This window comes from Rhizobium sp. WW22, from assembly GCF_047041135.1.
GTDB lineage: Bacteria > Pseudomonadota > Alphaproteobacteria > Rhizobiales > Rhizobiaceae > Rhizobium.
In genome coordinates this window covers 992,952-1,014,384 of the sequence record NZ_CP178198.1, presented here as the reverse complement: position 1 = coordinate 1,014,384, position 21,433 = coordinate 992,952, and the positions used below count along the sequence as shown (strand labels likewise).

Sequence of the window (21,433 nt, the reverse complement as noted above, 5' to 3'; positions counted from 1 at the left end):
GTCATCAATTCATCGACAGCGCAACATTCTGCGCAGCGTGCAGGGCAGCGGTATAATTGTTCACCAGCAGATCCACCGAAGCCGCCGTGGCATCGAAGATCGGAGCCGGATAGACACCGAAGAGGATCGTCAGCGCGATCAGCGGATAGAGGATCAGCTGTTCACGCGGCGACAGATCCAGAAGCTTCTTCAGGTTTTCCTTTTCCAGCGCGCCGAAAATGACACGGCGGTAGAGCCAGAGCGCGTAGGCGGCCGAGAGGATCACACCGGTCGCGGCAAAGAGCGCAACCCAGGTATTGGCGCGGAAAACGCCGATCAGGGTCAGGAATTCGCCGATGAAGCCGGAGGTGCCGGGCAGACCAACGTTCGCCATGGTGAAGACCATCATGGCGACGGCATATTTCGGCATGTTGTTGACCAGGCCGCCGTAAGCCGCGATTTCGCGGGTATGGGTGCGGTCATAGATCACGCCGACGCAGAGGAAGAGCGCGCCCGAGACGATGCCGTGCGACAGCATCTGGAAGATCGCACCCTGCACGCCCTGCTGGTTCGCCGCGAAGATACCCATCGTCACGTAGCCCATGTGGGCGACCGACGAATAGGCGATCAGCTTCTTGATGTCGTCCTGCATCATCGCGACCAGCGAGGTGTAGATGATGGCTATGACCGAAAGGGCAAAAACGAGCGGCGCGAAATATTCCGAAGCGTTCGGGAACATGCCGAGCGAGAAGCGGATGAGACCGTAGCCGCCGAGCTTCAGAAGGATGCCTGCCAGAATGACCGAGCCTGCCGTCGGCGCCTGAACGTGCGCGTCGGGAAGCCAGGTATGAACAGGCCACATCGGCATCTTCACCGCGAAGGAGGCGAAGAAGGCGAGCCATAGCCAGGTCTGCAGCTGCGGCGGGAACTTGTAGGCGAGCAGCGTCGGGATATCGGTCGTGCCGGCCTGCCAGTACATCGCCATGATGGCGAGCAGCATCAGCACCGAGCCGAGCAGCGTGTAAAGGAAGAACTTGTAGCTGGCGTAAACGCGATCCTTGCCGCCCCAGACGCCGATGATCAGGAACATCGGGATAAGGCCTGCTTCGAAGAAGACGTAGAACAGCACGATATCCAGCGACACGAAGACGCCGATCATCATCGTCTCGAGGACGAGGAAGGCGATCATGTAGTCCTTCAGTCGCTTTTCGACCGAGAGCCAGCTTGCCAGCACGCAGAAGGGCATCAGGAAGGTCGACAGGATGACGAACAGCATGGAGATGCCGTCGACGCCCATGTGATAGCTGATGCCGCCCGTCAGCCACTCATGCTTTTCCACCAGCTGGAAGCCCGGATTGGCGTTGTCGAACCAGATCCAGACGAACAGCGACACGATGAAGGTGACGATGGTCGTCGCCAAGGAGATATTCAGGACATTCCGGCGACCGTTGGCGCCGTTCTCCTGCGTAAATAGCAGGAGGAGGACGCCCACCAGCGGCAGGAAGGTGACCGTTGAAAGAATGGGCCAATCGGTCATCAGAGGGAACTCCCGAGCATCATCCAGGTAACGAGGGCTGCGATACCAAGCAGCATCGCGAAGGCATAGTGATAGAGGTAGCCGGTCTGCAGGCGCACGACGCGGTTGGTGACGTCGACGACGCGGGCGGCAATGCCGTTCGGGCCGATAGTGTCGATGACCCCGATATCGCCCTTCTTCCACAGAAAGCGGCCAAGCGCCTTGGCGGAGCGGACGAAGAGGAAGTCATAGAGTTCGTCGAAGTACCACTTGTTCAGCAGGAACTCGTAAAGGACACGCTGCTGCTGAGCGAGGCGACGCGGCGTTTCCGGCGACCTGATGTAGAAGTACCAGGCGGTGACGAGACCGAGGAGCATGGCGATGAACGGGCTGAGCTCAACCCAGACAGGCGCATGTTCCATCTCTTCGAGGATCTTGTTGTCCGGGAGCGTGAACAGCGCATGCTTCCAGAATTCCTCGTAGGCGTGGCCGACGAAATCAGCGTTGAAATACATGCCGGCAGCGACAGCGCCGATCGCCAGCAGGTAAAGCGGGATCAGCATGACGTTCGGCGATTCATGCACGTGGTGCATGACCTCGTGCGAAGCACGCGGCTTGCCGAAGAAGGTCATGAAGATCAGGCGCCAGGAATAGAAGCTGGTGAACATCGCGGCGATGACCAGCAGCGTGAAGGCGAAGCTTGCAGCTGCGTTGTGCGAGGCGAAGGCCGCCAGGATGATCGCATCCTTGGAGAGGAAGCCGGCGAAACCGATATGGGTCAGCGGGATACCGACGCCGGTGATTGCCAGCGTGCCGATGACCATCATCCAGAAGGTCTTCTGGATATGTGGGCGCAGGCCACCCATGTGACGCATGTCCTGCTCGCCGTCGACGGCGTGGATGACCGAGCCGGCGCAGAGGAAGAGCAGAGCCTTGAAGAAGGCGTGGGTGAAGAGATGGAAGATCGCAGCACCGTAAGCGCCGACGCCGAGGGCGACGAACATGTAGCCGAGCTGCGAACAGGTCGAGTAAGCGATGACGCGCTTGATGTCGTTCTGCACGAGGCCGACGGTCGCGGCGAAGAAGGCCGTGATCGCACCGATGATGGTGACGAAGGTCAGTGCATCCTGCGACAATTCGAAGATCGGCGACATGCGGGCGACAAGGAAAACGCCGGCGGTGACCATGGTTGCGGCATGGATGAGTGCGGAAACCGGCGTCGGGCCTTCCATGGCGTCCGGCAGCCAGGTGTGCAGCAGGAACTGCGCCGATTTACCCATCGCGCCCATGAAGAGCAGCAGGCAGACGGCCGTCAGCGCGTGGCCGCGATCGAGGTGCATGCCCAGGAAATTGAGCACGATATCGGTCGGCTGACCGCCCTGCCCGGAAGCAAAGCTCTGGGCGTTGCCGAAGATGACGTCGAAATTGATCGAGCCGAAGAGGACGAAGACACCGGCTATGCCGAGCACGAAGCCGAAGTCGCCGACACGGTTGACGATGAAGGCCTTCATCGCGGCGGCCGAGGCGGACGGCTTCTTGAACCAGAAGCCGATCAGCAAATAGGAGGCGAGACCGACGCCTTCCCAGCCGAAGAACATCTGGGCGAGGTTGTCGGACGTCACCAGCATCAGCATGGCGAAGGTGAAGAGCGAGAGGTAGGCGAAGAAGCGCGGGCGATGCGGATCGTGATGCATGTATCCCATCGAATAGACGTGAACCAGGGTCGAGACCGAGTTCACGACGATCAGCATCACCGAGGTCAGCGTATCGACGCGCAGCGCCCAGGAAACGTCGATGCCGCCGGACTGGATCCAGCGCAGGACTTCTACCTTGATCGGGCCATCGGTGTGGCCGAGCGCCACCGTGAAGAAGACGATCCACGAAAGGACGGCCGCGATGATCATCAGGCCGGTGGTTACATATTCCGAAGCCTTGGCGCCGATCGCACGGCCGAAAAGGCCGGCTATGATCGCGCCAATCAGGGGAAGAAAGACGATAGCCTTATATAAGAACATAGCTTTATCAGCCCTTCATCACGTTGACGTCTTCGACCGCGATCGAGCCGCGGTTACGGTAGAAGACGACGAGAATTGCGAGACCGATCGCAGCTTCAGCGGCAGCGACGGTCAAAATGAATAGCGCGAAAACCTGGCCGACGATGTCGTTGAGGAACGACGAAAAGGCGACCATGTTGATGTTGACGGCGAGCAATATGAGCTCGACGGACATCAGGATGATGATGACGTTCTTGCGGTTCAGAAAGATACCGAAGACGCCGAGCACGAAGAGGATGGCGCTGACCGTGAGGTAATGGGAAAGTCCGATGACCATGTTCTTGTTCCTTTGATCCTCGTGCCTCGCCTCAGACGCCCTGCCCCGGCTTGACCTTGACCACCTCGACGGCGGTCGCGGGCGTGCGGGCGACCTGTTGGGAAATGTTCTGGCGCTTGATATGCGTGCGATGCTTCAGCGTCAGCACGATTGCGCCGATCATCGCGACCAGCAGCACAAGGCCGGCGATTTCGAAGAAGTAAACGTAATTGGTATAGAGCACATCGCCGAGGGCGGCGGTGTTGGTCCGCTGCGTCAGCGCCGGGATCGGCATGGCGACGGTCTTGGCGATAGTCGGCGAAATCACGCTGCCGCCGATGACGACGATGAGCTCGGCCGCAAGGATCACCCCGATCAAAGCACCGATCGGCGCATATTCCAGGATGCCAGCCCTCAACTCCGAAAAGTCGATATCGAGCATCATGACGACGAAAAGGAAGAGAACCGCCACGGCGCCGACATAAACGACCAGCAGGATCATCGCCAGGAATTCAGCCCCCATCAAGAGGAAGAGGCCGGCCGCGTTGAAGAATACCAGGATGAGGAACAGGACCGAATGGACCGGATTCCGCGCCGAGATGACCATGAACGCCGACGCCACAGCGACAAAGGCGAAGATATAGAAAAAAAGAGCCTGCAGACCCATGTTGGTGCCTTTTTCGTCTTCCCCCGGGCAGCCGGGAGTTTCCCTGCCCGATGGAGCCAGGCCGGACGATAGGTCCGACAAAACTCCGGTCTAGATTCAACCGCGACGGCGACAATCGGCCGCCTGTCACGACATATTCAAAACTCCGCTCAGCGGTACGGCGAATCGATCGCGATATTGCGCGCGATTTCGCGTTCCCAGCGGTCGCCATTTTCCAAAAGCCGCGCCTTGTCGAAATAGAGCTCTTCGCGGGTTTCGGTGGCGAATTCAAAGTTCGGCCCTTCGACGATGGCGTCGACCGGGCATGCCTCCTGGCAGAAGCCGCAATAGATGCACTTCACCATGTCGATGTCGTAGCGCACCGTGCGGCGGGTGCCGTCGTTGCGGCGCGGCCCGGCTTCGATGGTGATGGCCTGGGCAGGACAGATGGCTTCGCAGAGCTTGCAGGCGATGCAACGCTCTTCGCCGTTCGGATAACGGCGCAGCGCATGTTCGCCGCGGAAGCGCGGGCTGACCGGCCCCTTTTCGAACGGGTAGTTGATCGTTGCCTTCTGCTTGAAGAAGTAACGCATCGACAAAAAGAATGCGCCGACAAATTCCTTGAGGAACAGCGAGCTGACGGCGTTGGAAATTCCGGCCATCTTCAACCTCCAAATCTGCTTGAAGCGAGGATCGACATCATCATGCCCATCCCGTCAGCTTCAGCACGAATGCAACGATAACGACCATGGCGAGCGACAGCGGCAGGAAAACCTTCCAGCCAAGGCGCATGAGCTGGTCATAGCGGTAGCGCGGCACGAAAGCCTTCACCATCGCGAACATGAAGAACACAAGGCACGACTTCAGCAGGAACCAGATGATGCCCGGAACCCAGTTCAGGATCCAGATATCAACCGGAGGCAGCCAGCCACCGAGGAAGAGGATCGTCGTCAGCGAGCACATCAGGACGACGGCGGCATATTCGCCGAGCATGAACATCATGTAGGGCGAAGAGCCGTATTCGACCATGAAGCCGGCAACCAGTTCCGATTCCGCTTCTGGAAGATCGAAGGGCGGACGGTTCGTTTCAGCCAGCGCCGAAATGAAGAACACGATGAACATCGGGAACAGCGACAGCCAGTGCCAGTCGAGGAACGAGGCCGGCAGGCCGAGCTTGGTGCCGAGTCCGGTCTGCTGCGAGAGCACGATATCCGTCAGGTTCAGCGAACCGACGCAGAGCAGCACGGTTACAATGACGAGGCCGATCGAGACTTCATAGGACACCATCTGCGCGGCCGAACGGAGCGCGCCGAGGAACGGATACTTCGAGTTCGAAGCCCAGCCGCCCATGATGATGCCGTAAACTTCGAGCGACGAAATCGCCAGAATGTAGAGGATGCCGACGTTGATGTCGGCGACGACCCAGTTCTGCGCGACAGGCACGACAGCCCAGGTCGACAGCGCCAATACCACCGAAACCAGTGGAGCCAGCAGGAACACGGTCTTGTTGGCGCCAGCCGGGATGATCGGCTCCTTGAACATGAACTTGAGCAAGTCGGCAAAGGACTGGAACAGGCCGAAGGGACCGACGACATTGGGGCCACGGCGCAGCTGCACGGCTGCCCAGATCTTACGGTCGGCAAGCAGAATGTAGGCGATGAAAATCAGCAGGCAGACCAGAAGCAGCAGAGACTGGCCGATCATGATCAGCGCCGGCCAGAGATAGGTCGAAACGAATGAATCCATAGTCCTCTGCCCTTACTCTGCCGCAACGCGGAAATTGTTGCGGGCCAATGCCGAGCACTCGGCCATGACAGCCGATGCGCGCGTTATCGGGTTCGTCAAATAGAAGTCTTTGATCGGCGAAGCAAATGCCGATTTGCCCATTGCGCCGGCTTTTTTCGCAAGTGCGGCAATTTGGGCGCTATCAGCTTCGGCAATCTCGTCGATGCCGGCGAAATGCGGGAAGGCTGCATAGAGTTTGGCGCGCAATTCCCTCAGCGAATCAAAGGGAAGCTTCTTGCCGAGCACGTCGGAAAGGGCACGGATGATCGCCCAATCCTCGCGGGCATCGCCCGGTGCGAAACCGGCGCGGTTCCCCATCTGGATGCGGCCTTCGGTGTTGACCCAGGTGCCCGACTTTTCAGTGTAGGCAGCCGCCGGAAGGATGACATCGGCGTTCTGAGCGCCGTTATCGCCGTGCGAGCCAATATAAACCGTAAACTTCGCGCCCTTGCGGCTGAAGTCGAGCTCATCGGCGCCCAGCAGGAAGAGGACTTCCATCGACGACAGCATGGCAGCGGCATTGACGCCCTTTGCACCCGGCACGAAGCCGAGATCAAGGCCGCCGACACGCGCAGCTGCCGTGTGCAGCACGGCAAAACCGTTCCAGTCTTCCTTGACGACGCCGACGGCGGCAGCGAGCTTGGCGGCGTTTGCCAGAACCTCGGCACCGTCTTCGCGGATCAGGGCGCCCTGGCCGATGATGATCATCGGCTTCTGAGCATTCCTCAGCACGTCGGCGAAGCTGTGCGAGCCGCTGACGAGATCTGCCAGCGTGTCCGGACCGGCGCCGAGATAGTCATAGGAGTAGCGAAGGTCTGCAGCTTCGCCGATCACGCCGATCGGGAACTTGCCGCGACGCCAGCGCTTGCGGATGCGCGAGTTCATCACTGCAGCCTCGAAGCGCGGATTGGCGCCGACGATCAGCAGCGCATCAGCGGCTTCGATGCCTTGGATGCTCGGGTTGAAGATGTAGCTTGCGCGGCCGAGCGACGGATCAAGCGCCGTCCCGTCTTGGCGACAGTCGAGATTTTCCGATCCGAGCGACTTCAGCAGCTCGCCAAGGGCGTACATTTCCTCGACCGAGGCGAGATCGCCGGCGATCGCGCCGATCTTGTCGCCGCTGGTGGCGGAAACGGCCGACTTGATGGCAGCGAAAGCGTCGCTCCAGCTTGCCGGTTGCAGACGGCCGTCCTTGCGGACATAGGGCTTGTCCAGGCGCTGGGTCTTCAGGCCGTCCCAGATAAAGCGGGTCTTGTCGGAAATCCACTCTTCGTTGATCTGCTCGTTGACGCGGGGCAGCACGCGCATGACTTCGCGGCCGCGCGTATCGACACGGATTGCCGAGCCGAGAGCGTCCATGACGTCGATCGATTCGGTCTTGTTCAGTTCCCACGGACGAGCTGTGAAGGCGAAGGGCTTGGAGGTCAGCGCGCCGACCGGGCAAAGATCGACGACGTTGCCCTGCAACTCGGAAGTCATCGCCTGCTCGAGATAGGTGGTGATCTCGGCATCCTCGCCGCGGCCGATGAGGCCGAGCTCGGAAATGCCGGCGACTTCCGTCGTGAAGCGAACGCAGCGCGTGCAGTGGATGCAGCGGTTCATCACGGTCTTGACGAGCGGGCCGATGTACTTGTCTTCGACGGCGCGCTTGTCTTCCTGATAGCGCGAACTGTCGATACCGAAGGCCATGGCCTGGTCCTGCAGGTCGCATTCGCCGCCCTGGTCGCAGATCGGGCAATCCAGCGGGTGGTTGATCAGCAGGAATTCCATCACGCCTTCGCGGGCCTTCTTGACCATCGGCGTGTTGGTGAAGACTTCCGGGAGCTCACCGTTCGGGCCGCCACGAATATCGCGAACGCCCATGGCACAGGATGCCTGCGGCTTCGGCGGGCCACCCTTCACCTCGACGAGGCACATGCGGCAATTGCCGGCCACCGACAGTCGTTCATGGAAGCAGAAGCGCGGGACTTCGGCACCGGCTTCCTCGCACGCCTGGATAAGCGTGTAGTGATCCGGAACTTCGATCTCTTTACCGTCAATCTTCAGTTTAGCCATCGTCCACTCAGTCCTATGTCACGTCTTCAGCCCAACCTGGCCGCAGACAATTTCATGATCGCAGACCGGATTGCCATCGGGGCGGCTCAGACGCCTGATAGCACCAGCTTGCTCACAATAAGCTTTGCCAAGCCTTGTCCCCGCAAGACCCGCTTTGCGATCGAGCCATGTGGGGCACCCACATCGTCTCCATCGCCTTCATTCACCCTCCCCGGCCGCGATCCAGCCGAGGAAAACCTTAACTCCGGCCCTTCGGCAGCAGCGCCTTCGCCTGGCCAACCCAGTCATCGCGCCGGATACGACCTTCGAAACCGAGCTCGCCATCGATCCGCTCGACATCCGCGTCGCTCCAGGCGGCGATATCGGCGAAGCGCTTGATGCCGCGTCCGTTCAGCACCTGCTCCAGCTTCGGACCGACGCCGGAAATTCGCTTCAGGTCGTCAGCCTTCTCGGCTGCCTTGCGGCCGCGCGCAGGAGCCGGCTTTACGGCGACGGGCGCAGCGGCTTCAACCTTCGCCGTCTTCTTTGCAGGAGCCGTAACCGCCTTGGGTGCGACAACCGCGGGCTTCGGCTCGGCTTTCTTCACGGCAGCCGGCCTCTGCTTCGCAGCAACCGGTTTCGGTGCAACAGCCTTGACCGCAGCCTCCTTGACTGCAGCCTCGGGCTTTACAGGTTTGGCGTCCCCTGCCCCACCGTCCACGCCCGCTGGCTTCGCAGCGACCTCAGCCGGATGTTTTTCGTCTTCAAGGGCATCGGCCAGCCGGGTGGTTGCTTCGACCGCGCCCTGGAAAGCGCCAAAAAACGCGCCGGCCAGTTGCGAGGTAAAGCCGAAACCGATTGCGGTGACCGCGGCAATGGCTGCGGCCGGATGAGCCATCAGCGGATGGATCGGCATGATCGGCGCGTTCCCAAACATATCGGCAGCAGTGCGGCCAAGATCGGCCGATGCGTTACCGGCCGCTCCGCTCTCCTGCCTGATATCGTTGGTCTTCGCCATCTTCGATCCTTACTCGGCTGCTTCCAGAACAGCGCCGTGGCTCGTCGCATTGGCGGTATACTGGTCGATGCGCTTTTCGATCTCGGGACGGAAATTGCGAATCAGGCCCTGAACCGGCCATGCGGCTGCGTCACCGAGCGCACAGATGGTATGACCTTCGATCTGCTTCGTCACCTGGAACAGCATGTCGATCTCGCGCTTCTGCGCGTTGCCGCGAGCCATGCGCTCGAGAACGCGCCACATCCAGCCCGTGCCTTCGCGGCACGGCGTGCACTGGCCGCAGCTCTCATGCTTGAAGAAGGCCGAGATGCGGGCAATCGCCTTGATGATGTCGGTCGACTTGTCCATGACGATCGCCGCAGCCGTGCCGAAGGACGACTTAACTTCGCGCAAGCCGTCGAAATCCATCGGGCAGTCGATGATGTCAGCAGCCGGAACGACCGGGCACGATGCGCCGCCGGGAATGACGGCGAGCAGGTTATCCCAGCCGCCGCGAATGCCGCCGGCGTGCTTGTCGACGAGCTCACGGAAGGTGATGCCCATGGTTTCCTCGACCGTGCAGGGACGGTTGACGTGACCGGAGAGCATGAACAGCTTCGTGCCGACATTGTTCGGACGGCCGAAGGAGGAGAACCAGCCGGCGCCGCGGCGCAGGATCGTCGGGGCAACGGCGATCGACTCGACATTGTTGACCGTCGTCGGGCAGCCGTAGAGACCCATATTGGCCGGGAATGGCGGCTTCAAGCGCGGCTGGCCCTTCTTGCCTTCCAGGCTTTCGAGCAGCGCGGTTTCCTCGCCGCAGATATAAGCGCCGGCGCCGTGATGAACGAAAACATCAAAATCCCAGCCGAGCTTATTGTTTTTGCCCAGCAATCCAGCATCGTAGCATTCATCGATCGCAGCCTGCAGGGCTTCGCGCTCGCGCATGTACTCGCCGCGGACATAGATGTAAGCGGTATTCGCGCCCATGGCGAAACCAGCGATGACGCAGCCTTCGATCAGCGTATGCGGATCGTGGCGCATGATGTCGCGGTCCTTGCAGGTGCCGGGTTCCGACTCGTCGGCATTGACGACGAGATAATGCGGACGGCCGTCACTTTCCTTCGGCATGAAGGACCACTTGAGGCCGGTCGGGAAGCCTGCGCCGCCGCGACCGCGAAGGCCGGATGCCTTCATCTCGTTGATGATCCAGTCACGGCCCTTTTCGAGGATTTGCTTCGTGCCGTCCCAATGGCCGCGCGACATCGCGCCCTTCAGGGATTTATCCTTGAGGCCGTAGATATTGGTAAAGATGCGATCCTGATCCTGTAACATGCTTCACCTCTTACCGCGGCTTCTTGCCGAAGACCTTGATATATTCCGCTTCGCCACCCTTAGCGAGTGCCTCAGCCTGCCTGACCCAGTCGTCACGATCGATCCGGCCCTTGAAATTCAGATAGCCGTCGACCCAATGGCGCTCGGCTTCGTGCCAGCTGGCAATCTGCGCAAAGGTAAAGATGCCAAGTTCATGCAAGGTCCCTTCGATCTTCGGGCCAACGCCTGAAATGAGCTGCAGATTGTCCGGCTGCGCGGGTCTTTCGATACCGGCGGGACGATTCTTGTCGTCGAGCGACGGCTTTCCGGCGACAGGCTCGGCAGCCGCAGTCCCAGAAAGCGGCTGCGCTTCCGCTGCCTTGGCGTTCTTGGCTGCTTCCTTCGGCGCCGTCGCCGGCGTCTTCAGGCTCTTATTGGTTTCCGCGTCCGTGCTCTTGGCACGGGCGGCTTCGGACGGCGGGATCGATACGGTATCAGCAGTAGCCTTGGCCACCTTGCTCGCCGTGCTCTTTGCCTTAGCCTCATCCGACAGGAGCGACGTTAAACCGCCTTCCGGCGCGGAGAAAACGCGATCGATCTGTGGGCCGGTCTGAATCTCATGACCCTTGCCTGCGGCGAATGTATCGATGATCTCTTCCAGGCGTGCCGGGGTCAGATCCTCATAGGTATCCTTGCCGATCACCACCATCGGCGCGTTGACGCAGGCGCCCTGACATTCGACCTCTTCCCAGGAGAGCGTGCCGTCGGCATTGCGCTCGAAAGCGTGATCGTTGATCCGGCTCTTGCAGACCTTGATCAGCCCCTCGGCGCCGCGCAGCATGCACGGCGTCGTGCCGCAAACCTGAACGTGGGCGCGCGTGCCAACCGGGTGCAGCTGGAACTGCGTATAGAAGGTCGCGACTTCGAGCGCGCGGATATAGGCCATGTCGAGCATGTCGGCGATCGTTTCGATGGCCGCCTTGGTGACCCAGCCTTCCTGCTCCTGCGCACGCATCATCAGAGGGATGATCGCGGATTGCTGGCGGCCCTCCGGGTATTTCTGGATCGTCTTTTCAGCCCAGACCGAATTCTCCGCATTGAAAGCGAAGGCGGCAGGCTGGAATTGATCTTCGGCTAGTCGACGAACGGACATCTTTCACGCCTTATCTCAGTTTAAGGACCCACACCGCGTATTCGTCAGAGACGAGAATTCGCAGGCATAGGCCGACTGGTCTTTCTGCATAAACACAACGAACTTACCGCCGTTCGGCACGGCGGCCTTGATCTGGTAGCCACGGGAGAGAAGGTCCGCAACGGTCGAATCTCCGCCCGACGTACCCTCATTTCCGCCTTTTGCAGTATTCGTGCTCGTGGCATTCGAACCCTGCATGTTGAGGGTCGGCAGGCTCGGCGTCTTGCCGGTCTGCTGTGCCGAGGCACCGCAAGCGACCAGAAGCGCCGGAACTATCGCCTGCCAGACCCGCATCAGCGATCCACCTCACCGAAGACGATATCGAGCGAACCGAGCACGGCTGCGACGTCGGCGAGCTGGTGGCCGCGGCACATGAAGTCCATGGCCTGCAGATGCGCATAGCCCGGCGCGCGGATCTTGCAGCGATAAGGCTTGTTGGAGCCGTCCGAGACGAGATAGACGCCGAACTCGCCCTTTGGCGCTTCGACAGCTGCATAAACCTCGCCGGCCGGCACGTGATAGCCTTCGGTATAAAGCTTGAAATGGTGGATCAGCGCTTCCATGGAGCGCTTCATCTCACCGCGCTTCGGCGGAACCACCTTACCATCGAGCGACGAAACCGGTCCGGTCCTGGCATCGCCGAGCAGGCGATTGACGCACTGCTTCATGATGCGGACAGATTCGCGCATTTCGATCATGCGGATGAGGTAACGGTCGTAGCAGTCGCCGTTCTTGCCGATCGGAATATCGAATTCGAGATCGGAGTAACATTCGTATGGCTGCGCCTTGCGCAAGTCCCAGGCAGCACCGGAGCCGCGGACCATGACGCCGGAGAAGCCCCAGGCCCAACAGTCTTCCAGCGAGACTACGCCAATATCGACGTTACGCTGCTTGAAGATGCGGTTGCCGGTCAGCAGATCATCGATATCGTCGAGCGCCTTCAGGAATGGGTCGCACCAGTCGCCGATATCCTGAACGAGCTTTTCAGGCAGGTCCTGGTGAACGCCGCCCGGACGGATGTAGGCGGCATGCATGCGCGAACCGGAGGCACGCTCGTAGAACACCATCAGCTTTTCGCGCTCTTCGAAGCCCCAGAGCGGCGGCGTCAGCGCGCCGACGTCCATAGCCTGCGTCGTGACGTTCAGAAGATGCGACAGGATACGGCCGATTTCCGAATAAAGGACGCGGATCAGCTGGCCGCGGATCGGGATATCAATGCCGAGCAGCTTTTCGACGGCCAAGGCATAGGCATGCTCCTGGTTCATCGGCGCGACATAGTCGAGGCGGTCGAAATAAGGAACGGCCTGAAGATAGGTCTTCGTCTCGATCAGCTTTTCCGTGCCGCGATGCAGCAGGCCGATATGGGGATCGACGCGTTCCACAATTTCGCCGTCCAATTCGAGGACAAGACGCAAAACGCCGTGCGCAGCCGGATGCTGCGGACCGAAATTGATGTTGAAGTTGCGAACGTTATGTTCTGTCATGACGGCGATGCTCGCGTTTTCGGAATTTCAGAGGATGGCAGGCCGAAGCCCGCCACACGCCAACAATCAGGCCTTCGCCTTTTCGTCGCCCGGGAGCACGTAGTCGGTACCCTCCCACGGCGACAGGAAATCGAAGTTGCGGAATTCCTGCTTCAGTTCCACCGGCTCATAGACGACGCGCTTGGCGGCATCATCGTAGCGGACTTCGACGAAACCGGTCGTCGGGAAGTCCTTGCGCAGCGGGTGACCTTCGAAACCGTAGTCGGTCAGGATACGGCGCAGATCCGGATGGCCGGTAAAGAGAACGCCGTACATGTCCCAGGTTTCGCGCTCGAACCAATCCGCGCCGGGATAGATACCGCAGGCGGAGGGAACAGGCTGATCTTCGCCGACGGGAACCTTGACGCGGATGCGCAGGTTCTTCTTGGGCGACAGCAGATGGTATACCACGTCGAAACGCTCGACACGCTGCGGCCAGTCGACGCCGCAAATATCCGTCATGTTGACGAAGCCGCACCTGGCGTCATCACGCAGGAAGGTCAGCAGGGCGATAACGTTTTCGGTCGTCGTCGTCACGGTCAGCTCGCCATATTTGATCTCGCTCGACGAGATCAAGGCGCTGCGGACTTCCGTGAGGTAGGCGGCAAGCTCGTTCAGGGCTTCACTCATAATACCTTGTCCCCTGCCTTACCGTTCGATCGTGCCGGTGCGCCGGATCTTCTTCTGCAGCAGAAGCACGCCGTAAAGCAGCGCTTCCGCCGTGGGAGGACAGCCCGGAATATAAATGTCGATCGGAACGACACGGTCGCATCCGCGAACGACGGAATAGGAATAGTGATAATAGCCGCCGCCGTTCGCGCAGGAGCCCATCGAAATGACGTAACGCGGCTCGGGCATCTGGTCGTAGACCTTGCGCAGAGCGGGCGCCATCTTGTTGGTGAGCGTGCCGGCAACGATCATGACGTCAGACTGGCGGGGCGAAGCGCGCGGCGCAAAGCCAAAGCGCTCGACGTCGTAACGCGGCATCGAAACCTGCATCATTTCGACGGCGCAGCAGGCGAGACCGAAGGTCATCCACATCAGCGAGCCGGTACGGGCCCAGTTGATCAGCTCATCGGTGGAGGTGACCAGAAAGCCCTTGTCGGCGAGCTCGTTGTTGATCTCGCCGAAGAACGGATCGTTGCTGCCGACCGGCCGGCCGGTGGCGGGATCGATGATCCCCTTCGGCTGCGGCGCAACGAGCGTCGTGTTGCTTGGAGCTACTCCCATTCAAGGGCTCCCTTCTTCCATTCATAGATAAAGCCGATGGTCAGCACCGCGAGGAACACCATCATCGACCAGAACCCGAACCAGCCGATCGCACCAAAGGATACAGCCCACGGAAAGAGGAAGGCGACTTCCAGATCGAAGATGATGAAGAGAATCGATACCAGGTAGAAGCGGATATCGAACTTCATGCGGGCATCATCGAATGCATTGAAACCGCATTCGTAAGCCGACAGCTTTTCCGAGTCAGGCGCCTTGAAGGCGACGGCAAACGGCGTGATCAACAGCGCCAGGCCAATCACCAGGGCAATACCAATGAAAATCGCTATCGGAATATAGGAACTGAGCAGTCCAGTCATCATGTCCATCCCTGCTTGCGGTCAGCGCCGGGGCGGCGCATCTGAGCAAATGCCCAGCAAGCGAAAGAGCGTTGCAACAGAGCCGTGGTTAGCGCAGGCGGAGCGCGCGCGCAAGCCTTTTGAATCTGTCGTTCGGGGTCCTGTCGAGCGGTAGATATCAATGTGTTGCGACGACAACGCGACAAATTGGCGCAAACGCGAAAAGGTCCGTTCGCAATCGCAATAAATTGACGTTTGATTGTAATGGCTTGGAGAGAATGGCGCGAGTGACGGGGCTCGAACCCGCGACCTCCGGCGTGACAGGCCGGCACTCTAACCGACTGAGCTACACCCGCGCATTGTTTGGCCTTTCAGCCAGTACGGATCCGAAATTTGCCTTGAAATGGCGCGAGTGACGGGGCTCGAACCCGCGACCTCCGGCGTGACAGGCCGGCACTCTAACCGACTGAGCTACACCCGCATTACATTTCAAGCATTCCAGATGCTTCCGCACCCATCAAAGCGGCCCTCGCCGTTCGATGAGCGGCTAACTACGGGGTTCGTGTTTGGGTGTCAAGCAGGTTTGAATACAAATCGATGACAGAATGCGAATTGTTTTGGACAAGCACTTCTGCAATTTTCGGTCCTCTCGATTTCACATGGCAGGTTCCCACCCCATGCATTTCATGAGAACCTGATATGCATGGGAATAACCTCGCGGGGCGTCGAGCCAGCATATGTTGACGAGTGCGGCCAGGAATGTGCAAAAATCAAAAAAATCAAAAAATCTTCATAAACACTCTTGCGGTTTTTCCCCGTTCCGCATAGATCACGGCCACCGAACGCGGCGGGCCAATGCTCCGTTTCGCAGAAGGGCGATTAGCTCAGTTGGTAGAGCGCCTCGTTTACACCGAGGATGTCGGGAGTTCGAGTCTCTCATCGCCCACCACTTCTTCAGATTGAATGTCAGTTGATTTTCTAGCAGCTTTGTTGCGCTCTCGATGAGCGAGGTTGCGCGCTATCGCGGCGGCTCAGTAGTTGCCGAGAATAATCACGCCTAGAAGCACCACGGAAACAAGCACAAGGGCTGCTATGATGATCAGCAGCTCCTTCAACATGAATCGTTCCATCTTGCTGTCATCCATGACGTTTGCTCCCGGCAAACCGTTATTGAAATTCACTCCCAACGTCGAATCGCCGCGCCGGGTTCTCCGTCAATCCACATGTAAGCGGTCGTATTGTCAATTTCAGCCCGAAGACCCCTCGCGGCGGCATTCTTCTTTCATCCCATTGCATCTTCATTACGGCACATGAAGCTTTATCGGCCGCTGCCTTGGCGGCGGATCGACGTAGGCGTCGGGCAAATTGACCGTTCGCAATAACAGTCTCTCGGCAATCTGCGCGGCGGCGGCGCGAGCGCCCTCGCGCGAGCAAAAGTTGCCGCGTACCTGTACCGCCACGGCCAGCAGGCGAAAAAATGCATCGCGCAGTTCCAGTAACGGCTGCGTCGGCTCCAGCCAGAATCGATCCAGGTTCCCCTGGTCACTCAGTCCATCGATATCGTAGATCGCGGCTCCCAGCGCTTTGACCGGCTTCCCCGCCTGCAGCGCCGAAAGTGCCGCAGTCGAGTTGACCGTTACCATGCCCTGGCTGGCGACAATCAGCCGGTCGAGACTGCCGCCATCGATCAGATGGATGCGCGGCGACAATCCGCATGAGGCGCCGATATGCTCGACATATGCCCGCCAGTCCACGAGCCCGCTGTCGAGCGGATGAAGCTTTAGGACGAGATGTGTATCCGGCGCGGCATGCTCCGCAAAAGAACGGAGAATCAGCCGGATTGCATCCTGCTGCTGATGAAAAGGCGAATGCGCGCGGAGCTGAAAATCGGTCTGAAGCTGTAGGGGATAGACGAAGAATCGTTTGCCGCCTGCAATCAGCTCCTCGATCACGCCCTGCGCTTCGCGTGTCCTTCTGCCGCTTGCCGGCAGTTTCTTCAGCCATCCGGCATATTCCATCAAGGGATGGTAGAGCCCGTGCCGGCGATAGCCGGGATAGAGGAACCACAGAAAGACGGTCGGCAGATAATAGGCGAGATCGTAAAGCGCTTCCGCCAGGAAAGTCTGGTTGTAACGACGTGTCCAATCCGGCTCCGGCAGATTGGACGCGGCCTTCAGAATATGGACCGGATTGGTGGGAAAGTGCGAATTGGAAGAGAGGCCGTCTCGCTCGAGGGTCACCCAGTCCGGCCGCAAATAACCCATTTCCACGACATTGACGGCAACGCCGGCGCGGCGCGCCTCCTCGATGGCGACCCGGTGATAGGGCCGCTCTTCGCCATGCAGGATCAGATCCGTGACATGCTCGGCTTCGATTCGAAGCCTGACATAGGCTCGCCATCCGGCAAAGTCGCCGCGATAGTTGAACGCCTTGCGGCGGCGCCACGAAATCCAATCCCCGGCATTCAGGTTGATGCGGATGCAGCGGCCGCCGGCCTTCTCCAATATCCTGGCAGTCTCGACGAACAAAGGCGAGGATGGGCCCTGCAGGAAGAGGAAGACGCGCGGTCGCGCGGCCCCTTCCCCCCCGCTGGGCATCATTCCGCAACCTCGGTGGCAAGGCCGGCATAGCGCAGCAATGTGCCGATCAGATTCCAAGGCGCCTCTTCCTGCGGCGGCTGCGGCTTTTGAGAATGGGCGCGCGCGCGGCCAAGCGGAACGATGACATAATCGGTGCGCGGATCCGGGAACGGATCGGCAAAGGCCTTCAGCAGGGGTGCGTGATCGCCATAGAAAAGCAACCAAACCGGGCGATCCAGCCTGTCGAGGTGATGGGCAAGATTGCCGAGCGCGTGATCGGCGCGCATCAGGAGTTCGCCGTAGATGTCCACCGGATTGACGAGGTCGCCGCAGCGGCCCGGCTCCCAGGGGCCGTGATTCGCCATGGACGCGACAAAGAGGAAGTTCTTGCTCGTGCCGTCATCATCGATCGTCCGAATCACGCTTTTTGTCAGCGAGAGGTCGCTGACATAAGGGCCATCGCGCTCGGGATTGTGATCGAACTCGTCCAGCATCATCATCCGGTCGAAGCCAAGCTGCGGCAACGCCTTGTGACGCAGGAAAAACGTCTTGTCGTAGGGATGGATGAACTGCGTCTTCCAGCCGGCCTTTTTCAGCCGCGCCGGCCAGACGACATCCTTGTAATGGCTGGCACGCAAATAAGGGTAGCTGGCGTCGATATGCACATTTTCGGGCAGTAGCCCGCTCAAGACGGCAAACTCGGTTCGTAGCGTATAGCCACCCTCGAAGACGCTTGTCATGCGGCCCCATTGCGCGGCCTGCTCCCTCAGACGGTCGAGATTGGGAAGCTTGATATTGTCGACGCCGAAATGTCTGAGATCGATGAATGATTCGGATTGCCAGACGACGATGAGCGGTTCGTCTTCGCCATGTTCCCAAAGCTCCTGCAGCGCCGACATGAAACGCTCGGATAATTCCGAGACGATCGCCTCGCGCCGGACACCGACCCAGATGACGAAATGAAAAACGACGGAGGCAAAGGTGCCGAATCGCACCGTATCGCTCTTGACGTCAACCTTGCCGAGAAACTTCTGCGTGAGACGGCAGACCGGTTCGCTGACGACGCGGCTGAACAAAGCGATCCATGGCGTAAAGGCTGCAGCCAGCATCAGCAGGATCCAAAGCACACCGTGGTGGTCCGGCAGAACCGCGGGCTCCAGATACATGTAAAGACCGCTGAGGCCGAAGACGTAGGCAAAAGCGATGATCCAGAAGACGATGTTCAGCGATGTCGCGTAGAAGATCTCCTTGTATTTGAAGACATCCACGACGAGCGCGATGTCCGAAAATACCAGAGGCTCGCGGATGAACTCGAATTTCGCCCTCGATATGCCGGTGAAGATGACGAAGAAACTGATGACGGCCTGAGTGCTGTAGATCGGGCGCCAGGAAATGGCGAAGAAAGCCGCATAGATGAGGATGATGACCGGAATTCTTGCCGCCCAGTCGCAGGCTACTCGCCGCCAGCTTCTTTTCGTACGGTTCTCGGCGTTGATGGCCGCCGGCATCGCCAACGGATCGGTCAGAAAGACGATGACGCAGGAAAACGCGAAGCAGGCAAGCGTCAAAAGAACAGGAAAATCGTGAAGCTTCAAGACTGCGCCATCCAAATGCCCGCTGCCTCGGCAGCATTTCCATATCAGCGAGGAACGGGCCGCCAATACCCCTGACTTACCTTCTCTTGCACGTGTTTCGCTGGCGGTGCAACTCCTGTGCGTGTTTTGTATTACTTATCGCGATCAAAGCTCTGCTTGCCGGTATCGGCAAGACCGCTATGCGCCTCGTCACCAAATATTTTTCGCGCCTTACGTGAAAACCACCATAACAGCAATGGTTTTATCAGCGGTCCGAAGTAAGCCAGCGCCGTCAGCGAAAATCCGAAGTGAATCTTCTGCCTGCCACGATCCATCCCACGGACGATTCTTGCTGCGACCTCCTCCGCACTCCACGGCTTGACGGCCCCCATCAAAATCTCCGCTTCACGCGGCCTTAACGCGATTTCCCGAGCATATTGCGGTGTCATCGTATCGGGCGGGAAGCAGATCGAAATCTGCACGCCCCAAGCGCCGGCTTCCGCGCTCAAAGCCTCGGCAAAGCCCGCCAGCGCCGATTTGGATGCGCAATAAGCGCTATAGCCAAAGATACCGATCAAGGCGGCACCCGAAGAAATCATCATGATCCGGCCGCCGCGGCGGCTCTTCATGCCTTTATAAACAGCACGAACCGCGTTAGCTGTCCCAAGGAGATTGACGGAGATCTGCTCATCGAAAACCGACGCGGACATTGCATCGAAGGTACGGGGCTCGACGATACCCGCGGAAGCGACAAGAATATCGCAAGGGCCGAAGAACGCCTCGCAAAGCCTTACCGCCTCGGTAGTCTGTTCGGCAGAGGCCACATCAACGGAAGCCGTCCGGATAAAGGCACTGTCGACACCGGGAAGCATCGCGATTTCGGCGCGCGCCTCTTCGAGGCGCCCGGTATCGCGAGCAAGAAGCGAAACCCGAGCTCCTCGGGCGGCATAGAGCTTGGCTATCGCCAGACCAATTCCGCTTGAACCTCCCGTGACGATAACGTGCATGAGACGATCGCCCCGAAACTTAAGAGCCGCCTGGCGTTTGAGCCATGGGCAGCAGTTGCATCATCTTCTCCATATCCAGCGAAGCAAGACCGAAATTGCGGTCCTTCAAGCTCTTGAGTTTTTCTGCTGTCAGCCTCACCGCGCGCCGGATCTGCTCCTCGGTATGATTGCAGGTGATGAAGAAACGAAGGCGCGCCATGCCCTCGGGCACCGCCGGATGGATGATGGGCAGCACGTTGATGCCTTCGGCGAGCAAGTCGTTGGAAAGCTGCGCGGCCCGAAGCGAATCGCCGACGATCACGGGCACGACCGAGTGCCCCACGCTGAGGCCGGTATCGAGGCCAGCCGCCTTTGCCTCGTCGAGAAACAGATGGCCGTTGCGCCTAAGCCGCGCGGTTCGCTCCGGTTCGGACTTGAGAATATCGAGGCCAGCGACGGCGGCGGCGGCGAGAACGGGCGAAAGGCCGACGCTATAGACGAAACCGCCGGCTTCCGCCTTCAGAATATCGGCAAGCGCACGCGTGCCGGCGATATAGCCGCCGCAGCTCGACGTCGTCTTCGAGAGCGTGCCCATCCAGATATCGACATCACGCGGATCAAGATCGAAGTGCTCGAATGTGCCGCGGCCCGTCCTGCCGAGAATGCCAAGCGCGTGCGCCTCGTCGACCATCAGCCAGAAACCATAGCGCGCCTTGAGCTCCAGCAGCGCCGGCAGGTCGGCGATATCACCATCCATCGAATAGATGCCTTCGACGATGACCAGAATGCGCCGGAAATCCGACGATAGTGTCTTCAGGATATTCTCGAGGCTATCGACATCATTATGCTGGAACAGCCGGCGGGCGGCACCGGAAAGCTTGATGCCGGCAAGCGCGCTGTTGTGAATGAATTCATCGTGGATCACGAGATCCTGCGGCCCCATCAGACAGCCGATCGCAGCGACATTGGTTAAGTAGCCGCTGACAAAGCAGACGGCGGCATCGACGCCATAGACCTCTGCAAGCCTGCGCTCGAGCTCCACATGATCAGGTCGCTCGCCTGCGACGAGACGACTGGCCGACGCCGAGATTCCGAAGCGGTCGATCGCCTCCTTGGCGCGCTTGGCGACATGCGGGTCCGTATTGGTCGCCAGATAATCATAGGAGGCAAAATTGACGAACTCACGCCCGCCGATGCGCGTCGTCGCGCCGGCGGCGGCATCATGCGACCGATAGAATGGATTGGCGACGCCGAGCAGCTCACCTGCCATGCGCTGCGTTGCGACACGCTTATATTCGGGCAGATCCTCGAAACGGGTCGCCTGACGCGGTTGTAACTGTGGCTGCCGGTTCAGCCTTTCGGTCCGATTGCGGCCGGAGGATTCGCCGACACGGCGCATCTGCTCAAGCAACTTGCTTTTCTTCTGCTCCGCC

19 protein-coding genes and 3 tRNA genes are annotated in these 21,433 nt (G+C 59.6%); 1 reads left to right on the top strand and 21 read right to left on the bottom strand.

What is annotated here, in order from left to right; translation table 11 throughout:
• Positions 1-4 precede the first annotated feature (4 nt).
• The 17 genes from ACK83U_RS05065 to ACK83U_RS04985 all read right to left on the bottom strand — a co-directional run bounded on the left by ACK83U_RS05065 (position 5) and on the right by ACK83U_RS04985 (position 15,342).
• Positions 5-1,516 (bottom strand): NADH-quinone oxidoreductase subunit M, encoded by a 1,512-nt coding sequence (locus ACK83U_RS05065; protein WP_112337521.1) that lies wholly within the window; start codon positions 1,514-1,516, stop codon positions 5-7.
• Positions 1,516-3,510: an NADH-quinone oxidoreductase subunit L gene (gene nuoL, locus ACK83U_RS05060; protein ID WP_112607151.1), complete on the bottom strand. Its 1,995-nt coding sequence runs from the start codon at positions 3,508-3,510 to the stop codon at positions 1,516-1,518. The genes ACK83U_RS05065 and nuoL overlap by 1 nt, the downstream gene beginning before the upstream one ends.
• A 7-nt stretch (positions 3,511-3,517) precedes the next feature.
• Positions 3,518-3,826: an NADH-quinone oxidoreductase subunit NuoK gene (nuoK, locus tag ACK83U_RS05055; protein ID WP_007689961.1), complete on the bottom strand. Its 309-nt coding sequence runs from the start codon at positions 3,824-3,826 to the stop codon at positions 3,518-3,520.
• A gap of 31 nt (positions 3,827-3,857) precedes the next feature.
• Positions 3,858-4,472, bottom strand: coding sequence for an NADH-quinone oxidoreductase subunit J (locus tag ACK83U_RS05050; protein WP_015339514.1), 615 nt, complete (start codon positions 4,470-4,472; stop codon positions 3,858-3,860).
• A gap of 149 nt (positions 4,473-4,621) precedes the next feature.
• Positions 4,622-5,113: an NADH-quinone oxidoreductase subunit NuoI gene (gene nuoI, locus ACK83U_RS05045; protein ID WP_092710917.1), complete on the bottom strand. Its 492-nt coding sequence runs from the start codon at positions 5,111-5,113 to the stop codon at positions 4,622-4,624.
• Positions 5,114-5,153: 40 nt separating this feature from the next.
• Complete coding sequence (gene nuoH / locus ACK83U_RS05040; protein ID WP_034507519.1) at positions 5,154-6,197, bottom strand: NADH-quinone oxidoreductase subunit NuoH; 1,044 nt, start codon at positions 6,195-6,197, stop codon at positions 5,154-5,156.
• Between the two features lie 12 nt (positions 6,198-6,209).
• Complete coding sequence (gene nuoG, locus ACK83U_RS05035; protein WP_112607153.1) at positions 6,210-8,291, bottom strand: NADH-quinone oxidoreductase subunit NuoG; 2,082 nt, start codon at positions 8,289-8,291, stop codon at positions 6,210-6,212.
• Positions 8,292-8,529: 238 nt separating this feature from the next.
• Positions 8,530-9,288: a 5' DNA nuclease gene (locus ACK83U_RS05030; RefSeq protein WP_112607155.1), complete on the bottom strand. Its 759-nt coding sequence runs from the start codon at positions 9,286-9,288 to the stop codon at positions 8,530-8,532.
• 9 nt (positions 9,289-9,297) lie between these two features.
• Positions 9,298-10,602: an NADH-quinone oxidoreductase subunit NuoF gene (gene nuoF / locus ACK83U_RS05025; RefSeq protein WP_112607157.1), complete on the bottom strand. Its 1,305-nt coding sequence runs from the start codon at positions 10,600-10,602 to the stop codon at positions 9,298-9,300.
• A 10-nt stretch (positions 10,603-10,612) separates the two neighbouring features.
• On the bottom strand, positions 10,613-11,734 hold the full coding sequence (locus tag ACK83U_RS05020) for an NADH-quinone oxidoreductase subunit E (protein ID WP_112607159.1): 1,122 nt from the start codon (positions 11,732-11,734) through the stop codon (positions 10,613-10,615).
• A 15-nt stretch (positions 11,735-11,749) separates the two neighbouring features.
• Complete coding sequence (locus ACK83U_RS05015; protein WP_112398587.1) at positions 11,750-12,067, bottom strand: hypothetical protein; 318 nt, start codon at positions 12,065-12,067, stop codon at positions 11,750-11,752.
• Entirely contained in the window at positions 12,067-13,257 is a 1,191-nt protein-coding gene (locus ACK83U_RS05010; RefSeq protein ID WP_112398588.1) for an NADH-quinone oxidoreductase subunit D, read from the bottom strand. Before ACK83U_RS05010 ends, ACK83U_RS05015 begins: the two co-directional genes overlap by 1 nt.
• 66 nt (positions 13,258-13,323) lie before the next feature.
• Positions 13,324-13,926, bottom strand: coding sequence for an NADH-quinone oxidoreductase subunit C (locus ACK83U_RS05005; RefSeq protein ID WP_112337529.1), 603 nt, complete (start codon positions 13,924-13,926; stop codon positions 13,324-13,326).
• Positions 13,927-13,944: 18 nt separating this feature from the next.
• The gene (locus ACK83U_RS05000; protein WP_015339504.1) at positions 13,945-14,526 is read right to left on the bottom strand and encodes a NuoB/complex I 20 kDa subunit family protein; all 582 of its coding nucleotides are present in this window, start codon (positions 14,524-14,526) and stop codon (positions 13,945-13,947) included.
• On the bottom strand, positions 14,517-14,882 hold the full coding sequence (locus tag ACK83U_RS04995; RefSeq protein ID WP_034489570.1) for an NADH-quinone oxidoreductase subunit A: 366 nt from the start codon (positions 14,880-14,882) through the stop codon (positions 14,517-14,519). The genes ACK83U_RS05000 and ACK83U_RS04995 overlap by 10 nt, the downstream gene beginning before the upstream one ends.
• A 258-nt stretch (positions 14,883-15,140) precedes the next feature.
• Positions 15,141-15,217, bottom strand: a tRNA-Asp gene (locus tag ACK83U_RS04990).
• Between the two features lie 48 nt (positions 15,218-15,265).
• Positions 15,266-15,342 (bottom strand) — tRNA-Asp (locus ACK83U_RS04985).
• Between the two features lie 392 nt (positions 15,343-15,734).
• On the opposite strand from ACK83U_RS04985, the gene ACK83U_RS04980 reads away from it, so the two are divergent.
• Positions 15,735-15,810, top strand: a tRNA-Val gene (locus tag ACK83U_RS04980).
• Between the two features lie 352 nt (positions 15,811-16,162).
• Here ACK83U_RS04980 and ACK83U_RS04975 read toward each other — a convergent pair.
• The 4 genes from ACK83U_RS04975 to ACK83U_RS04960 all read right to left on the bottom strand — a co-directional run bounded on the left by ACK83U_RS04975 (position 16,163) and on the right by ACK83U_RS04960 (position 21,399).
• Positions 16,163-17,461 carry a capsular biosynthesis protein gene (locus ACK83U_RS04975; RefSeq protein ID WP_112607161.1) on the bottom strand — a complete coding sequence of 433 codons (1,299 nt, stop codon included), beginning with the start codon at positions 17,459-17,461 and terminating at the stop codon, positions 16,163-16,165.
• A complete protein-coding gene (locus ACK83U_RS04970; RefSeq protein WP_112607606.1) occupies positions 17,458-19,035 on the bottom strand; it encodes a sulfatase-like hydrolase/transferase in 1,578 nt (525 codons plus the stop codon). Before ACK83U_RS04970 ends, ACK83U_RS04975 begins: the two co-directional genes overlap by 4 nt.
• Before the next feature lie 131 nt (positions 19,036-19,166).
• Positions 19,167-20,021, bottom strand: coding sequence for an SDR family oxidoreductase (locus ACK83U_RS04965; protein WP_112607163.1), 855 nt, complete (start codon positions 20,019-20,021; stop codon positions 19,167-19,169).
• 19 nt (positions 20,022-20,040) lie between these two features.
• Entirely contained in the window at positions 20,041-21,399 is a 1,359-nt protein-coding gene (locus ACK83U_RS04960) for an aminotransferase class I/II-fold pyridoxal phosphate-dependent enzyme (protein WP_246698946.1), read from the bottom strand.
• Positions 21,400-21,433 lie beyond the last annotated feature (34 nt).

Coding starts and splice junctions, on each gene's coding strand:
- ACK83U_RS05065 (WP_112337521.1), bottom strand. CDS start 1,516: ATGACCGATTGGCCCATTCTTTCAACGGTCACCTTCCTGCCGCTGGTG.
- nuoL (WP_112607151.1), bottom strand. CDS start 3,510: ATGTTCTTATATAAGGCTATCGTCTTTCTTCCCCTGATTGGCGCGATC.
- nuoK (WP_007689961.1), bottom strand. CDS start 3,826: ATGGTCATCGGACTTTCCCATTACCTCACGGTCAGCGCCATCCTCTTC.
- ACK83U_RS05050 (WP_015339514.1), bottom strand. CDS start 4,472: ATGGGTCTGCAGGCTCTTTTTTTCTATATCTTCGCCTTTGTCGCTGTG.
- nuoI (WP_092710917.1), bottom strand. CDS start 5,113: ATGGCCGGAATTTCCAACGCCGTCAGCTCGCTGTTCCTCAAGGAATTT.
- nuoH (WP_034507519.1), bottom strand. CDS start 6,197: ATGGATTCATTCGTTTCGACCTATCTCTGGCCGGCGCTGATCATGATC.
- nuoG (WP_112607153.1), bottom strand. CDS start 8,291: ATGGCTAAACTGAAGATTGACGGTAAAGAGATCGAAGTTCCGGATCAC.
- ACK83U_RS05030 (WP_112607155.1), bottom strand. CDS start 9,288: ATGGCGAAGACCAACGATATCAGGCAGGAGAGCGGAGCGGCCGGTAAC.
- nuoF (WP_112607157.1), bottom strand. CDS start 10,602: ATGTTACAGGATCAGGATCGCATCTTTACCAATATCTACGGCCTCAAG.
- ACK83U_RS05020 (WP_112607159.1), bottom strand. CDS start 11,734: ATGTCCGTTCGTCGACTAGCCGAAGATCAATTCCAGCCTGCCGCCTTC.
- ACK83U_RS05015 (WP_112398587.1), bottom strand. CDS start 12,067: ATGCGGGTCTGGCAGGCGATAGTTCCGGCGCTTCTGGTCGCTTGCGGT.
- ACK83U_RS05010 (WP_112398588.1), bottom strand. CDS start 13,257: ATGACAGAACATAACGTTCGCAACTTCAACATCAATTTCGGTCCGCAG.
- ACK83U_RS05005 (WP_112337529.1), bottom strand. CDS start 13,926: ATGAGTGAAGCCCTGAACGAGCTTGCCGCCTACCTCACGGAAGTCCGC.
- ACK83U_RS05000 (WP_015339504.1), bottom strand. CDS start 14,526: ATGGGAGTAGCTCCAAGCAACACGACGCTCGTTGCGCCGCAGCCGAAG.
- ACK83U_RS04995 (WP_034489570.1), bottom strand. CDS start 14,882: ATGACTGGACTGCTCAGTTCCTATATTCCGATAGCGATTTTCATTGGT.
- ACK83U_RS04975 (WP_112607161.1), bottom strand. CDS start 17,461: ATGATGCCCAGCGGGGGGGAAGGGGCCGCGCGACCGCGCGTCTTCCTC.
- ACK83U_RS04965 (WP_112607163.1), bottom strand. CDS start 20,021: ATGCACGTTATCGTCACGGGAGGTTCAAGCGGAATTGGTCTGGCGATA.
- ACK83U_RS04960 (WP_246698946.1), bottom strand. CDS start 21,399: ATGCGCCGTGTCGGCGAATCCTCCGGCCGCAATCGGACCGAAAGGCTG.